This is a genomic window from Actinoplanes sp. KI2, assembly GCF_025630775.1.
In the GTDB taxonomy this organism is placed as follows: Bacteria; Actinomycetota; Actinomycetes; order Mycobacteriales; family Micromonosporaceae; genus Actinoplanes.
In genome coordinates this window covers 37,346-52,738 of sequence record NZ_JAOSZE010000059.1, presented here as the reverse complement: position 1 = coordinate 52,738, position 15,393 = coordinate 37,346, and the positions used below count along the sequence as shown (strand labels likewise).

Annotated in this window: 14 protein-coding genes; 5 read left to right on the top strand and 9 right to left on the bottom strand. The window is 70.9% G+C overall.

Annotation, left to right across the window (positions count from 1 at the left end; translation table 11 throughout):
- Positions 1 to 26: 26 nt before the first annotated feature.
- The 5 genes from ODJ79_RS41245 to ndhC form a co-directional block, all read right to left on the bottom strand.
- On the bottom strand, positions 27 to 665 hold the full coding sequence (locus ODJ79_RS41245; protein ID WP_263029157.1) for a hypothetical protein: 639 nt from the start codon (positions 663 to 665) through the stop codon (positions 27 to 29).
- 13 nt (positions 666 to 678) lie between these two features.
- Positions 679 to 1,278: a DNA-3-methyladenine glycosylase I gene (locus ODJ79_RS41240; RefSeq protein ID WP_263029156.1), complete on the bottom strand. Its 600-nt coding sequence runs from the start codon at positions 1,276 to 1,278 to the stop codon at positions 679 to 681.
- Positions 1,279 to 1,345: 67 nt separating this feature from the next.
- Positions 1,346 to 1,828 carry an SRPBCC family protein gene (locus ODJ79_RS41235; protein WP_263029155.1) on the bottom strand — a complete coding sequence of 161 codons (483 nt, stop codon included), beginning with the start codon at positions 1,826 to 1,828 and terminating at the stop codon, positions 1,346 to 1,348.
- On the bottom strand, positions 1,825 to 2,316 hold the full coding sequence (locus ODJ79_RS41230; protein WP_263029154.1) for a DivIVA domain-containing protein: 492 nt from the start codon (positions 2,314 to 2,316) through the stop codon (positions 1,825 to 1,827). Before ODJ79_RS41230 ends, ODJ79_RS41235 begins: the two co-directional genes overlap by 4 nt.
- A gap of 69 nt (positions 2,317 to 2,385) precedes the next feature.
- Positions 2,386 to 2,763, bottom strand: a complete 378-nt coding sequence (gene ndhC / locus ODJ79_RS41225) for an NADH-quinone oxidoreductase subunit A (protein WP_263029153.1) — start codon at positions 2,761 to 2,763, stop codon at positions 2,386 to 2,388.
- Positions 2,764 to 2,970: 207 nt separating this feature from the next.
- Between ndhC and ODJ79_RS41220 the strand changes: the two genes are divergently transcribed.
- Together ODJ79_RS41220 and ODJ79_RS41215 are read left to right on the top strand one after the other, a co-directional pair.
- On the top strand, positions 2,971 to 4,824 hold the full coding sequence (locus ODJ79_RS41220) for a 2-oxoacid:acceptor oxidoreductase subunit alpha (protein ID WP_263029152.1): 1,854 nt from the start codon (positions 2,971 to 2,973) through the stop codon (positions 4,822 to 4,824).
- Entirely contained in the window at positions 4,817 to 5,854 is a 1,038-nt protein-coding gene (locus tag ODJ79_RS41215) for a 2-oxoacid:ferredoxin oxidoreductase subunit beta (protein WP_263029151.1), read from the top strand. The genes ODJ79_RS41220 and ODJ79_RS41215 overlap by 8 nt, the downstream gene beginning before the upstream one ends.
- Before the next feature lie 33 nt (positions 5,855 to 5,887).
- Here the strand turns inward: ODJ79_RS41215 and ODJ79_RS41210 are convergent, their stop codons facing one another.
- Complete coding sequence (locus ODJ79_RS41210) at positions 5,888 to 6,901, bottom strand: potassium channel family protein (RefSeq protein ID WP_263029150.1); 1,014 nt, start codon at positions 6,899 to 6,901, stop codon at positions 5,888 to 5,890.
- Positions 6,902 to 7,067: 166 nt separating this feature from the next.
- Between ODJ79_RS41210 and ODJ79_RS41205 the strand changes: the two genes are divergently transcribed.
- The gene (locus tag ODJ79_RS41205; RefSeq protein WP_263029149.1) at positions 7,068 to 7,568 is read left to right on the top strand and encodes a phospholipase; all 501 of its coding nucleotides are present in this window, start codon (positions 7,068 to 7,070) and stop codon (positions 7,566 to 7,568) included.
- On the opposite strand, the gene ODJ79_RS41200 is transcribed toward ODJ79_RS41205, so the two are convergent.
- Positions 7,561 to 10,578: an adenylate/guanylate cyclase domain-containing protein gene (locus ODJ79_RS41200; protein WP_263029148.1), complete on the bottom strand. Its 3,018-nt coding sequence runs from the start codon at positions 10,576 to 10,578 to the stop codon at positions 7,561 to 7,563. The two genes, ODJ79_RS41205 and ODJ79_RS41200, sit on opposite strands and share 8 nt — an antisense overlap.
- Before the next feature lie 944 nt (positions 10,579 to 11,522).
- The gene (locus ODJ79_RS41195; protein WP_263029147.1) at positions 11,523 to 11,738 is read right to left on the bottom strand and encodes an FmdB family zinc ribbon protein; all 216 of its coding nucleotides are present in this window, start codon (positions 11,736 to 11,738) and stop codon (positions 11,523 to 11,525) included.
- Between the two features lie 668 nt (positions 11,739 to 12,406).
- Here ODJ79_RS41195 and ODJ79_RS41190 point away from each other — a divergent pair.
- Together ODJ79_RS41190 and ODJ79_RS41185 are read left to right on the top strand one after the other, a co-directional pair.
- On the top strand, positions 12,407 to 13,300 hold the full coding sequence (locus ODJ79_RS41190; protein ID WP_263029146.1) for a lytic transglycosylase domain-containing protein: 894 nt from the start codon (positions 12,407 to 12,409) through the stop codon (positions 13,298 to 13,300).
- Between the two features lie 88 nt (positions 13,301 to 13,388).
- On the top strand, positions 13,389 to 14,408 hold the full coding sequence (locus ODJ79_RS41185; RefSeq protein WP_263029145.1) for a GNAT family N-acetyltransferase: 1,020 nt from the start codon (positions 13,389 to 13,391) through the stop codon (positions 14,406 to 14,408).
- 1 nt (position 14,409) lies between these two features.
- On the opposite strand, the gene hemB is transcribed toward ODJ79_RS41185, so the two are convergent.
- Entirely contained in the window at positions 14,410 to 15,393 is a 984-nt protein-coding gene (gene hemB / locus ODJ79_RS41180; protein ID WP_263029144.1) for a porphobilinogen synthase, read from the bottom strand.

The following is a 15,393-nucleotide window of genomic DNA, read 5'->3' as shown; positions in this document are numbered from 1 at the left end:
GCGTCAGGCGCGCCGCGAGGCGCCGGTCAGTCTTCGTCGTCCTCCTCCGGGTCCTGGTTGGCCTCCTCGCCCAGCACGAACGCCTGCATCGCCAGCTCGTCGCCGGACGGCCAGACATAGGCGGGCAGCTCCCGAGGCCCCAGCTCGGTCACGTGCGTCCAAAACTGGCGCACCGCGTCGGCCGGCGTCGCTGCCTCGATCGGAAGGGCCAGGCTGACCAGCCAGGTCGGGGTGCCCGGCCCCGGCTCGGCGCCCAGGGCAGCGGCCAGCCGGCGAAACACCGTCGGCTCGACCGCGACCGGCCCGCCGCCCGCGACCGGAGCGCCGCCCGCGACCACCCCGCCGCCCGCGACCGGGACGCCGCCCGCGACCACCCCGCCGCCCGCGACCACCCCGCCGGCCTCCACCGGGGCGCCGGTCGCAACGGTCAGGCTCGTTGCCGGCGCCGGGTCGTCGAAGGCGCGCCGCAGATAGGTCAGCACCAGGTCGTCACCGTCGGCTTTGGCGGCCCGGGCCAGCGCCACCACGCGGTCGTCGGCGACCAGCAGCACCTCCTCGTCGGGCGCGACCGTGCCCGCCGCACCCGCCACCGTCACCGTCTCGTTGTGGAACAGCCGCTCGGTCGCCCACTGATCCGCCGGAATGATCACCGCCCAGACAGCCATGCGGTCCATCTCATCACGCAGCCGCGCCGACCGAGATCGGTGGGACCCAACAGCCCGCCAAGTGATCGTCGACCATGCCCGTGGCCTGCATCAACGCGTACGCCGTGGTGGGGCCCACGAACTTGAAGCCGAGCTTTTTCAGCCGCTTGGCCATCGCGATCGACTCGGGCGTCGTGGCCGGGACCTCGGCGCGAGTCTGCGGGCGGGGTGGCCTCGGCGCCGGCGCGAACGACCACAGCAGGGCGGAGAGGCCGTCTGGGAGGTCGGCAGCGACCCGCGCGTTGTGCAGGGTGGCATCGACCTTCATCCGGTTGCGCACGATGCCCACGTCGGCCATCAGGCGGGTGGCGTCGGCCTCCGAGTAGGCCGCGACCTTGTCGATCGAGAAGTCGTCGAACGCGGCCCGGAAGGCCGGGCGTTTCCGCAGGATCGTGATCCAGGAGAGGCCGGACTGGAACGCCTCGAGGCTCATCCGCTCGAAGAGCGCGTCGTCGCCGCGGACGGGCCGGCCCCACTCGCTGTCGTGATAGCCCACGTAGTCGGGGGTGCTGCCGCCCCAGAAGCAGCGGGCGCGACCGTCGGGCCCGATCACCAGCCCGGAATCGTCTGTCATGGCGACCACCGTAGGACCACCCTCTGACAAAAACGCCGCCGACAGAAACGCCGCCGACACGAACCGGCTACGGGAGGCGACCCTGCTCGACCAGCCGGCCGAACTTCTTCAGCGCGCCGGTGAAGCCGAGCTTCGAGCCGGGCCAGAGCACCGGCCAGGCGACCTTGCCCACGGCGCCGGCCGGCAGGTGGAACCACTCGTGCAGGACGACCTGGGTGCGGTCGCCGGACATGGCCGTGCAGCGGACCGAGCCTGGACCGCGCAGCACCTTGCCGCAGTGCACGACACGTACCTCATAAGGGGGGTTGACCTTGACGACCCGCAGCTCGTCGCGGAGCGACGCCGGGCCGATCGCGGTGACCGCCTCGACCAGGCTGCCCTCGCCGCCGTCGCCCTCGACCACCCGGACCGTGGTGAACGGGATCCAGCGGGACTGCCCCTCCCAGTTGAGGAACGCGGCGAAGACCCGGGCCGCGGGCGCGTTGACGATGACCGTGGCGGTGACTTCCCCCGTTCCGGGGCTGGCCGCGTCGTCGAAGCCGTCGCTCACCGGGGCTCGGCCGGCTCGGACTTCTTGGCGTCCACGCCCGGGCCCTCCTTCGGCGGCGCCTCGTCGTCCGGCACCGCGGAAAGCTCGATGACCGGCCCGTCGGCGGCCGGCGGGGGCGTCGCGGAGGGCGCGAGCGCTGCCTCACGGGCCCGGCGGAGCGCGTCCGCGTCGGCCGTCCGGCCCTCGCGCAGCGCGATGACCTCGGCCTCGAGCACGCTGATCAGCTCGCCCTTGTAGCCGATGTCGTACGCGGCGCGCTGCAGCGCCTGGTCGACCTGGCCCATCCGGTACCCCCGCCAGGCGGTGTCGAACTTGGTGGCGGAGATGTCGTCCTCGTCCAGCGGACGGTCGGTCGGCAGCGGTACGGCCTGACCGTCGGGTTCGACGGGCGTCAATCCGGAGTCGCCCCCGCTCAGCATCACGGTCACGCCGAAGACGATCGCGGCGACCACCAAGGCGACCACGATGAAGAGGAGAAGCTGGTCCATGCGCACGATGTTGGCATGCCCGTCGTTGGCTGGCGAGCCCGCCACCCCGTCCGGACGGTCACGGTACGGTCAGGTCCAGGTCAGGATCTTCTTCCGCCAGGCGTAAAGGATGCCCAGCGCGAGCACCGCCACGAAGATCGCCATCTCGATCACCGTGGTCGTGCCGAATCCCGGCAGGTCATACACGACGGCCCAGGGGAAGAGAAAAACGGCTTCCACGGCGAAAAGCACATAGAGGTACGCATATACGTAGTAACGGATCTGCACCTGCGCCCAGTCGCCGCCGACCGGGTCGATGCCGCTCTCGTACGCGATGAACTTGCCCGGCGGGGAGGCCGGATGACCCGGCCGAAGTAGCCGGTTGGCCGAGAAGGCGCCCACGAAGACGAGCACACCAGCGCCGATCACCAGGCCAAGCGTGGCGTACGAGCCGAGATATCCGTCCACGGAGCAACAGCTTAATGAACCCGGTGAGATGAATGACCCGCCGCATGGTGGACTCCACTGGATCGAGCAAGCATGGCGTAGTTACTGTGGGCACCGGCCTCGGGCGGGTCGTAAGGACCGCCGACGTAGGCTGGAGATGACAGATGCGGGCCGGCCCATAGACGTGCAGATCCCCGCCTGGCCGGCCCCCCTTGGAGGTTGACGAACGTGGCCGCTGGAGCGAAGCGAGTCGAGCAGTTGGATCGGGTGGTCATCCGGTTCGCGGGCGACTCGGGCGACGGCATGCAGTTGACCGGTGACCGGTTCACCGCGGAGACGGCGCAGCTTGGCAACGACATCTCCACCTTGCCGAACTTCCCGGCGGAGATCCGCGCTCCAGCAGGCACCCTGCCGGGGGTGTCGAGCTTTCAGGTGCATTTCGCCGACTACGACATCCTGACGCCCGGTGACGCGCCGAACGTCCTGGTCGCGATGAACCCGGCGGCGCTGAAGGCGAACCTGTCGGATCTGCCGCAGGGCGCCGACCTGATCGTCAACACCGACGAGTTCACCAAGCGAAACCTGGCGAAGGTCGGATATGCGACCGACCCGCTGGAGGACGGCTCACTCAACGGCTACGCCGTACACCCGGTCGCGTTGACCTCGATGACCGTGGGCGCGCTCAGCGACCACGGCGTGTCGAAGAAGGACGCCGAGCGGGCCAAGAACATGTTCGCGCTGGGCCTGGTCTGCTGGATGTACTCCCGGCCGTACGAGTCGACCCTGCGGTTCCTGGAGCGCAAGTTCGCCAAGCGGCCCGACCTGGTCGCCGCCAACAAGGCCGCCTTCCAGGCCGGCTGGAACTTCGGCGAGACGACCGAGGACTTCGCGGTCCGGTACGAGATCAAACCGGCCAAGATGCGCCCGGGCACGTACCGCAACATCACCGGCAACCAGGCGCTCGCGCTCGGCCTGGTGGCCGCCGGCGTCCGGGCCAAGCTGCCGGTGTTCCTCGGGGCGTACCCGATCACCCCGGCCTCGGACATCCTGCACGAGCTGTCCAAGCACAAGCGGTTCGGCATCACGACCATGCAGGCCGAGGACGAGATCGCGGCGATCGGCGCGGCGCTGGGCGCGGCGTACGGCGGCGCGCTCGGCGTGACCACGACCAGTGGTCCCGGCGTGGCGCTCAAGGGCGAGACGATCTCGCTGGCGATCGCGCTCGAGCTGCCGCTGGTCATCGTCGACGTGCAGCGGGCCGGGCCGTCCACCGGCATGCCGACCAAGACCGAGCAGGCCGACCTCAACATGGCGCTGTACGGCCGGCACGGCGAGGCGCCGCTCGCGGTGATCGCCCCCAAGTCGCCCTCCGACTGCTTCCACGCGGCCATCGAGGCGGCCCGGATCGCGCTGACCTACCGCACCCCGGTCATCCTGCTCTCCGACAACTACGTCGCCAACGGCTCCGAACCCTGGCTGCTGCCCGAGGTCGGCGAGCTGCCCGACCTCACGGTTTCGTACGCGAGCGCCCCCAACGGCCCGGACGGCAAGTTCCTGCCCTACCTGCGCGACCCGCAGACGCTGGCCCGCCCGTGGGCGATCCCCGGCACGCCCGGCCTCGAGCACCGCATCGGCGGCCTGGAGAAGGCCGACAAGACCGGCGACATCTCGTACGACCCGGCGAACCACGAGTTCATGGTGCGCACCCGGGCCGCCCGGATAGAGGCGATCGAGGTGCCCGAGGTCGAGATCGAGGACCCCGACGAGGGTGCTCGGGTGCTGGTCCTGGGCTGGGGTTCGACCTACGGCCCGATCGGCGCCGCCTGCCGGGCGTTGCGGCAGCGGGGCCTGCCGATCGCCCAGGCGCACCTGCGGCACCTGTCGCCGCTGCCCGCCAATCTGGGTGAGGTGCTCAAGGCGTACGACAAGGTGATCGTCCCCGAGATGAACCTGGGCCAGCTCGCCCACGTGATCCGGGCGAAGTACCTGGTCGACGCCGTTCCGTTCAACCAGATCAGCGGCCTGCCGTTCACCGCCGCGACGCTGGAAAGCATGCTCGAGGACGTTGTGAAAAATGGCTAACCCCACTGTTGAGCTCAAGCTCACCGCCAAGGACTTCAAGTCCGACCAGGAGGTTCGCTGGTGCCCGGGCTGCGGTGACTACTCCATCCTCGCCGCCATGCAGCGGTTCATGCCCGAGCTCGGCATTCCGCGGGAGAAGACCGTCTTCATCTCCGGCATCGGCTGCTCCTCCCGCTTCCCGTACTACATGAACACGTACGGGATGCACTCGATCCACGGCCGTGCGCCGGCGATCGCGACCGGCCTGTCCGCGTCCCGCCCCGACCTGTCCGTCTGGGTGGTCACCGGCGACGGCGACGCGCTCTCCATCGGCGGCAACCACCTGATCCACGCGCTGCGGCGCAACGTCAACCTGAAGATCCTGCTGTTCAACAACCGGATCTACGGCCTGACCAAGGGTCAGTACTCGCCGACCTCCGAGCTCGGCAAGATCACGAAGTCGACCCCGGCCGGTTCGGCGGACTCGCCGTTCAACCCACTGTCGCTGGCGCTCGGCGCCGAGGCGACCTTCGTGGCCCGCACGATCGACTCGGACGCCAAGCACCTGCAGTCGGTGCTGCGCGCCGCCGCCCAGCACGAGGGCAGCGCGTTCGTCGAGATCTACCAGAACTGCAACATCTTCAACGACGGCGCCTTCGAGCTGATCAAGGACCCGTCCACCCGGGACGACCACCTGATCCGCCTCGAGCAGGGCCAGCCGATCACCTTCGGCTCGCAGCAGCAGTTCTCGGTCGTCCACCCGGCCGGCGGCTTCGGCCTGTCCGTCCGCGACTCGGCCGCCCTCGACGGCGAGTCCCCGGTCGTGCACGACGCCACGGTCGACGACCCGGCGTACGCGTTCGCCCTCTCCCGCCTCTCCGGCTCCGACCTGGCCACCACCCCGATCGGTGTCTTCCGCGACGTGCAGCGGCCCACCTACGACCAGATCCTGCAGAAGCAGCTGACGGACGCGAAGGCCCAGGCGACCGGCACCCCCGACGAGATGCTCGACGGCCTGCTGAACGCCGCCGACACCTGGACGATCATGTGACCTCGCGAGCTCTGACCGGCCTCGCGAGGTCGGTCAGACCGAGACGCCGACGCTGCTCTCTTCGTCTCTGATGTAGACCAGCATGTCGCCGGTTTCGATGGTCACCGGCTGCTCGCCGCCGAGCGGCAGCACCTTCCCCCGGCGGATCAGCGCCACCACCAGCGTGGCGAGATCGCGCGGGCTCTGACCGACCTCGCTGCGCTCCGCGCTGCGCATGGCGAGCGCCATGCCCTGCCCCGGGGTCAGCAGCTCCTCCACCACGTCGATCAGCGGCGGTGCGGTCGTCGTCAGGCCGAGCAACCGGCCGGCCGTGGCGGACGAGACGATCACGTGGTGGGCGCCGCTCTGCTTGAGCAGCGCGGCGTTCTCCTGCTCGCGTACCGCCGCGATGATCCGCACCTGGCCGGCCGTCAACTGCCGCACGGTCAGCGTGATCAGCACGGACGCCTCGTCGCTGTCGGTGGCGATGATGACGGCCTTGCAGTTCTTGACTTCGGCCTCGTTGAGCACGGACGAACGGGTGGCGTTGCCGTCGATCGCGGTCAGACCGTTGGCGGTCGCCTGGCGTACGGCTGCCTCGCGGTTTTCCACCACGACGATGCGCGCCTTGTCGTGCCCGTTCTCCAGCAGCGCGGCGACGGCGGCCCGGCCCTTGGTGCCGTACCCACAGACGATCACGTGGTCCTTCAACTTTCGCCTCCACCGGCCGACGCGCAGGCTGTTGCGGTATTGATCGGTCAACACCTCGAGGGTGGTGCCGACCAGGATGATCAGGAAGAGCACCCGCGCGGGGGTGATCACCAGGACGTTCACCAGCCGGGCTCCCTGGGTGACCGGGGTGATGTCGCCGTAACCGGTTGTGGAGAGCGTCACGACCGCGTAGTAGAAGCAGTCGAGCAGCGTCAGGCCATCACCGTTGACGTCCCGGTACCCGGCCCGGTCGACGTAGATGATCGAGACCGTGACCAGCACCAACACGACCGCGAGCAGCAGGCGAACGGCGAGCGATCGCAGAGGGCTCTTGCGCACCAGCGGCAGATGGATCATTTCTCGTCCCGCACACGGACACCTTAGTTGGCCGTGTACAGGCACGCCCTCCAGGACATCACATTAACCATCGTTAAGGAAATACCCAGCGGTAACTTCGGGCGCGGTCCGGCAAAGTCAATAGAAAGATCTATATGCGTACCTCGAGGGCACCGACACTGCCCGCATGACCCGACGCATCCTCCTCGTTCTGGTCCTCACCCTGGCCACGCTGGTCCCCGCCGGCGCCGCCTACGCCGCCGCCGACAAGGCAACCGTCCTCTCCAACTGGACCCAGCCGACGGCGACCAGCACCGCAGCCTGGAACGCGGCCCGCCTCGACCGCGCTCCGTGGGCGTCCTACAACTTCGACTGGTCCACCGACTACTGCTCGGCCAGCCCGGACAAGCCGCTCGGCTTCGACTTCACGCTGTCCTGCTGGCACCACGATTTCGGGTACCGCAACTACAAGGCGATCGACGCGTTCCCGGCCAACAAGGACCGGGTCGACTCCATGTTCTACGCCGATCTCAAGCGCAAGTGCGCCACCTACAACGCGGTCGTCCGGCCGGCCTGCTACAGCCTGGCCTGGACGTACTACGAAGCGGTGCACAACTTCGGCTCGCTGGCCGCGGTCAAGCAGTCCGACATCAACCGCGCCAAGGCCATGATGACCACCACTAGGTGAGCGTCTGGGCGAACCGGACCGCGCCGTCCTCGAGGTCGGGATGCTCCACGGCCAGGGCCATCGCCACGATCCGATCAAAACCCAAACCCACCCCGTCGGCGTACGCGGCGTCGAACGCCGCGTCGCCGAGGGCGGTGCGCAGCGCCAGCTGTTGCTCCGCCCAGAAGCGCCCGAAGATGTCGGTGCGCCGAGCGCCGCGGGCCGCCTCCGCCCCGCCGAACAGCACGGCCGCGCTCGTCGGGTCGCCGCCCAGCGAGCAGCGGACCGCGATCGCCGCGACCGCGTCGGCCGCCGCGCCGCGGAACCCGTGCCGCAGCCGCGACCGCAACGCCACCACCAGGTGGTCGTGGGCGGCGACCAGGTCACGGCGGCGCAGTGCCACCATCCCCAGCAGCCAGTCGACGGTACGCCGGCCGCGGTCCTCGGGGCGGCCGGCCTCCAGCTGACGGGCACCGCCGAGCACCTCGGCCGCCTCGTCGGCGGCGTCCCGACGCCACAGCAGCTCGGCCAGCGTCACCACGGCCGGCAGGCCGGCCTCGGGCACGCCGTACTGCTCGGCCCGGGCGATCATCTCGCGGCAGAACTTCTCCGCCGCGTCGTACTGCTCCTCCTCGAGCAGCGTCAGCCGGTGCCCGGCCATGGCCCGCACCACCAGGCCCTGGTCGTCGGCCCGCCGGGCCATCCGCTCGGCCCGCTCGGCGAACCGGACCCGTTCCTCGGGGTCGTCGGCGAGCCGGGCATGCATCAGATAGGCGGACGCCAGGTCGGCCGGCGCCACGGGCGTGTCGTCGAGCCGGCGGTAGAGCCGGAAGAGCAGGTCACGGCCCTCGCGGGCGCCGCCGTGCTCCCGCCACCAGGGGTCGAGCACACCGGCCAGCCGCAGCCCGGCCTCGACACTGCCGTCCGCGGCGGCCCAGCGCAGCGCGGCCTGCCACTCCGACACGTACGGGCTGCGCTCGGTCAACGAGACGGTACGCGGCTGCCCGTCGGTGTCCACGGTGGCCGCCGCCAGCGTGTGCAGCGACCAGGCCAGGTGCCGGTCCCGGGCGGCACGCTCGTCCCCGGCCACGATGAGCTGGCGGGACGCGTACGCCCGGACCTGTTCGGACATCCGGTAGCGCGGGCCGGGCACCACCTCGATCAGCGACTTCTCGGTCAGCTCGGAGAGCGACCCGATCGCGTCCGGCCCGCACCACTCGACGGTCGGCAGGTCGACCGTGCCGGCGAAGACCGACAGCCGGCGCAGCAGGGCCGCGGATCGCACGCTCAGCGTCCGATAGGACCAGTCGAGGCAGGCGGTCAGGCTCGTGTGCCGCTCTCCCGGCTCGATCTCGCCCCGCTCTCCCGGTTCGATCTCGCCCCGCTCTCCCGGTTCGATCTCGCCCGGATCGGCCGTGATCAGGTCGCTGTTGATCGGGTCGCTGTTGATCGGGTCCAGCGCGGCGATCGGGTCGTCGAGCCGGGCCACCAGCTGCTCGGCCGAGAAGAGCCGCATCCGGGCCGCGGCGAGTTCGATGGCGAGCGGCGAGCCCTCCAGCCGCGCGGCCACCCCGGCCAGTTCGACGCTCTCCTCGACCGGCGCCTGCCGCCCGCCACGCGCCGCCTCGGAACGCTCGCTGAGCAGGGTGAACGCGTCGGCCGGCGAGAGCGGCGGGATCCGCCAGACCACCTCGCCGTACACGCCGAGCGGCTGGCGGCCGGTGACCAGCACGTCGACGCCGGGGCAGGCGGCCAGCAGCCGTTGCACGAGACCGGCGCAGGCGGTGGGCGCCGCGTCACAGGTTTGCAGGAGCAGCAGCATCCGCCGGCCCGCGCACTCCTCGAGCAGGGTGTCCAGCACCGGCCGGCCGGGCTCGGCACGCAGGCCAAGGGCCGCGGCCAGGGCGGGGGCCAGGCCGGTTGCCGCGCTGACCGCATCGACCGTCCAAATTCCTTGCGGGTACGCCGGGAGCGCCTGCTCGCCGAGCGCCAGCGACAGCCGGGTCTTGCCCGCCCCACCCGGTCCCGTGATCGTGACGATCCGGTGCCGGGTCAGCAGCTCGGACAGCTCGGACAGCTCGGCCCGGCGGCCCACGAAAGAGGTGAGCGGAGCGGGCAGGTTGTGCCGGGCCGCGCCCGGCGTGCGCGGGCGCGGGAAGTCCCGGTCGAGGCCGGCCGCCATCACCTGGAAGAGTCGCTCGTCGTCGTCGAAGCCGCGCAGCCGGTGCGGGCCGAGGTCGAGCAGGTCGACGCCGGACAGGCACTCGGCAACCGGGCCCGCCCCGGCACCGGCCGAGCCCGGTACCGCGCCGGCCGACCCCGGCATTGCGCCAGCCGAGCCCGGCATTGCGACGGCTGAGCCCGACACCGCGGCCGCCGAGCCCGACATTGCGGCGGCAGAGCCCGAGACCGCGGTGGCCGAGCCCGACATTGCGGCGGCCGCGAGGCCGGTCGAGTCGGGCGCTGCGGCGGCGGGACCGACCGAGCCCGACACCTCGGTGGCCGAGCCGGGCGCCGCCGTCGCGGCTGCGCCCGCCGTCACCAGCTGGGGCGCGGCCGGGATCGACGCTTCGAACGGGACGACGACGCCCGCGGTGAGCACGGCCAGCGCGGTGGAGCCCGAGCAGAGGATCTGCCCGCCGTGCGCGGCCGCGGCGACCCGGGCCGCGCGGTGCACCTCGATGCTCGCGTACTCGTCGCCGATCGGCTTCGCGTACCCGGTGTGCATGCCCATCCGGACCCGGGGCATGGCGTCAGGGAACGGCCACTCGTGTGCGGACAGTCGCCGTTGCGCCTCTACGCAAGCGGCGAGGGCGGCACCGGCATCACGGAAGGCAACGAAGAAAGAATCACCCTCTGTAAACATCTCGACACCGTCAAAATCCCTCAACACGCCGCGTAGCAACGTACGGTGAGCACGAAGGACGGAGCAGTAGTCGTCCCCGAGCATGCGGGCCAGACGAGTCGAACCCTCGATGTCGGTGAATATAAAGGTCACCAGGCCGCTCGGCAGCTCGGTCCGTCCCGACACGGTGAACCTCCGCCTCCTTCTAGGAAGTCGTGTCTCATGCTGTCGTATCACAGCGTTACCGTGCATCGTAGAAACGGACGGTAACGATCTGCCCGTCACGACCGACCCCGGACGGAGGACATTCGCCCGAGAGTCATCGACGTTCTCTATGCACTACGCGTGACGTAACGAAACGGATCGAGCCGGGACACGCAGCAGTCGGTCAGTTCCAGCCAACCGTTCGGACGTACCCGCAAGAGTCATCGCGCACGGCGTCTCTCCACGTCGCACGGTCACTGCACTGCGTAACCAAGACCCGCCCCGAAGATCGAACGCCCGGGACCATATGCCCCCCGAGCGACGCAGGGCCACCCATTCTGGACGTACGCACCTGCGCGAAACTTTTGCGCACGCAGATCGGCCCCCGCCAGAGTGACCCACCGGACGTCGCAACCGACTTGCCCGCCGGACGTGCCCGCCGGACGTGGCCACCGACCTGCCCGCGGGACGTGCCCGCCGGACGTGCGCGCCGCGGCCCACCGGAATCGGCCGCCCGCCGGCCCGCCGGTACGGCCCGAAGTGACCCGCCCCTGGCCCGCCGAAGCGACCTGCCGAAGTGGCCCGCCCCCTGGGCCGCTGAAGCGGCCCGCCGAAGTGACCCGCTCCCTGGGCCGCTGAAGCGGCCCGCCGAAGTGACCCGCCCCCTGGGCCGCTGAAGCGGCCCGCCGAAGTGACCCGCCCGCGCCTCGTCCGCCGGAGCCGTCTGCCGGAGCCGCCGGAACTGGCCGCCCGCTGGCCCGCCGATGCGGCCCGACGGAGTGACCCACCCGCCTCGACCGCCGGAACCGCCCGCCCGTCTGCCCCGCCGGTGTCGCACGCCGGAGCCACCCGCGCACCTGGCCCGCCGGAGTCGCCCGCCCGTCTAACCCGGTGGCGGGGTCGGCGCGCTGCGGTCGTCGCGGCGGTCAGCAGCCACAGGCGCCGCCGCAACAGCCGCCGCCGGACTGCGCGGGCGCCGCGGGCGCGCCGGTGCCGCCGCGGGCGACCGCGACGGTGGAGAGCAGCTTGACCGTGTCGTCGTGGCCTTGCGGACAGGCGGCGGGCGCGGACGCCTCACTCATCGGGCGGCTGACCTCGAACGTGTCGCCACAGGCACGGCACCGAAACTCGTAACGCGGCATGGGCAAAGAGTAGGCCCCGGGTCCGACAGAAATGCACGCGGCAGCCCTACCCAGCCGTAACGTCGCCGGCGGCGGTCGACGGGGCCTCTTGCCGCGAGCCATCGGCGGGTATGGTCGGGGCCGTGGCGAACGGGCGGAAGACACCGACGGAGCAACCTGAGCTGCGCGCGGCCGCGCCGCATCGGGGCGGCCCGCTCGGCAGTTCCGGCGCGGCCCCCGAGGCCGCGGCGGTGGCGGAGCCAAAGCAGCCCGAAGTGACAACGGCCACCGCCTCCGAGCCGACCGCTCCCGAACCGACCGCCACCAAGCCGGCCGCCGCGGACCCAACCGCCCCGAACCCGACCGACGGGGAGCCCGCCGCCAGCGCCAAGTCCGCGGCCGGCGCGACGCCCAACGCCAGCGCAGCGCCTACTACTGGCACAGAGCCCGCAGCCGACACGGCGCCCGCTACCGGCACAGAACCGACCGCTGACACAAAGCCGACCGCTGACACAGAGCCGACCGCTGACACAAAGCCGACCGGCACAGGGCCCACGGCCGACACAGCGCCCGCTACCGGCACAGAACCGACCGCTGACACAAAGCCGACCGGCACAGAGCCCGCTACCGGCACGGCCAAGCCGGACACCGCCGAAGCGACCCCGTCCGGGCTGCGCCGGGCTCACCCCGTGCAGGTCGTGGCGCGGGCCGGGCGCAGCACCTCCGCGTGGGCCAAGCGCCCGAGCGGCCGCCTAGTGCTGCCCAGCGTCATCGCCCTGCTCCTGCTCGGTGCGGCGGGAACGGCCGGCGCCTACCTCGTACCGAAAGCTTTGGACGCCGCTCCGGTACCCAGCGCAACCCCCGTGTTCGCCGGCGCAGCGACGGCGGCCTCGGGGCCGCCGGCCAGCGCGCCCGCCGGCCTGCCCACCGCCTCCGCCCCGGTCGGCGCCTCCGGTGCGCCCGCCGTGACCACCCCGGCCGCGCAAGGGCAGTTCGGCCAGCCCGGCCAGCGACCGGCCGCCGCCCTGGAGAGCTGGGCCCAGCAGGTCGGCACCAAGGTCAGCATCCCGGTGGTGGCGCTGGAGGCCTACGGCTACGCCGAGCTCGTGCTCGCGAAGACCACGCCCTCCTGTCACCTGAGCTGGACCACGATCGCCGCGCTCGCCAAGGTCGAGTCGGACCACGGCAGCATCAGGGGCGCGGTGCTCGGCGCGGACGGCGAGGTGCAGCCGCCGATCTACGGCCTGCCGCTGGACGGGAAGGGTGGCCGGCAGTTGCTGCGGGACACCGACCAGGGCGTGATCGACGGCGACACCACGTACGACCGGGCCGTCGGTCCGCTGCAGTTCATCCCGCAGACCTGGAACCAATACAAGATCGATGCCGACAACAACGGTGTCGCCGACCCGAACGACATCGACGATGCGTCACTGACCGCAGCCTCCTATTTGTGCCAGGGCGGGCGCGATCTGTCCAAGGCGGAGTCCTGGTGGGACGCGATTCTCTCGTACAACGCCGTGCAGCCGTACGCGCAGAAGGTTTTCGAGGCGGCCAACGACTATGGCCGGCGCAGCCGAGGATGAGGCGCAAACCTCAACGCACAGTGACGGTACCCGCACAATTACGTTTGCAGCACTTCCCTGAAGGTCCGCTTACCGGCAAGCTGTACGGGTGAGGGTGCGTGAATGGGACCCCCGGTCAGCGTCGGCTGGGGAGATCCGATCGCTCGTGGAGACGGTGAATGCTGTCCTGGCCACCGACCTCCCCGACGATCCACCATGGCAGGACGTCCAGGTCAGGGAGTATCTGGCCGAGACCGTCCCCGGTGAGCGCCGGATCTGCTGGGTGGCCGAGGACGACCGCCTGCCCGAGGGGCAGAGCGAGATCTTCGCGCACGTCAGCATCCTGCTGCTCGGCGACATCGGGGTGCTCGAGGTGATGGTCAAACCCTCGCTGCGCCGCCGCGGCCTCGGCCGTCAGCTGGTCGCCATGGCCACCCGCCGGGCCTATCTCGAGGGCTTCTCGTCGATCGGCGTGGAGGCGATCGGCGGCACCCCGGCGATCCCGTTCTACGAGGCCTTGGGCTTCGAACGGGAGTATGTGGAGACTCGCAGCGTCCTCAATCTGGCCTCGGTGGCCTGGCCGACGCTGCGCGAGATGGCCGCCGGCATCGCGCCCGGCTACCGCGTGGAGTATCACCCCGGTGGCCCGCCCGAGGAGCTGCTCGAGGCGTACGCGCAGGCCAAGCTCGAGGCGCAGGACGATGACGAGGATCTCGATCTGGCTCCCCGCTCGTCCGACCCGCAGCGCCTGCGCGACTCGCTGACCACGTTGCACAAGCGCGGCCTGAAGCCGTACATCGTGCTCGCCATTCACGAGGCGACCGGCGACGTGGCGGGGCTGACCGAGGTGGTCGTGCCCGCCCAGCACCCCGAGCGAGCCGACCAGTACGACACGATCGTGGTCCGGGCCCACCGCGGCTACGGCATCGACCGCGCGATCAAGGCGCGCATGCTGTTCGAGCTGCGTGACGCCGAGCCCAGCCTGCGCGAGGTGCAGACCTGGAACGCGCAGAACAACGAGTCGATGCTCAAGGTGAATGCCGAGCTCGGCTACCAGCCGGACCGGGACTGGTTCGAGTACGGCGTCGACGTGGCCCAGCTCGTTCAGCTGCTCGAGCCCACCGAGTGACTCAGTAGCGGAGACGCTGGGCGACCTCGGTGGCCCAGTAGGTGAGGACGATCTGGGCGCCGGCTCGCTTGATCGAGGTCAGCGACTCGATGATGACGCGGTCGCGGTCGATCCAGCCGTTCGCGGCGGCCGCCTCGACCATCGCGTACTCGCCGGAGACCTGGTAGGCGGCGACCGGGACGGTGACTCGGTCGCGGATCGCGGCGATCACGTCGAGGTAGGCGAGGGCCGGTTTGACCATGACGATGTCGGCGCCCTCGGCCACGTCCAGGTCGACCTCGCGCAGCGCCTCCCGCAGGTTCGGCGGGTCCTGCTGGTACTGGCGGCGGTCACCCTGCAGGGTGGACTCGACGGCCTCGCGGAACGGGCCGTAGAACGCGCCCGCGTACTTCGCCGAGTAGGCCAGGATCGAAACGTCCTGATAGCCCTTTTTGTCGAGGGCGCGGCGGATCACGCCGATCTGGCCGTCCATCATCCCGGACGGCCCGACCATGTGCACGCCGGCCTGGGCCTGGGCCACCGCCATCTCGGCGTAGAGATCGAGGGTGGCGTCGTTGTCGACCGAGCCGTCCCGGGCCAGCACTCCACAGTGGCCGTGCGAGGTGAACTCGTCGAGGCACAGGTCGCCCATCACCACCGTGTCGTTGCCCACCTCGGCAATCAGGTCGCGGATGCCGACGTTGAGGATGCCGTCGGGGTCGAGGCCGGCCGAGCCGGTCTCGTCCTTGTTCTCGTTCTCCGGGACGCCGAACAGCATCAGGCCGCCGACGCCCGCGCTGACCGCCTCGTGCGCGGCCTTGCGCAGCGACTCACGCGAGTGCTGGACGACGCCGGGCAGCGAGCTGATCGGCCGGGGCTCGGTCAGCCCCTCCTTCAGGAACAGCGGCAGGACCAACTCGGACGGGGAGAGCCGGGTTTCCTCGACGAGGCGGCGCAACGCCGGGGTACGCCGAAGTCGGCGCGGGCGGACATCCGGGAACGACAT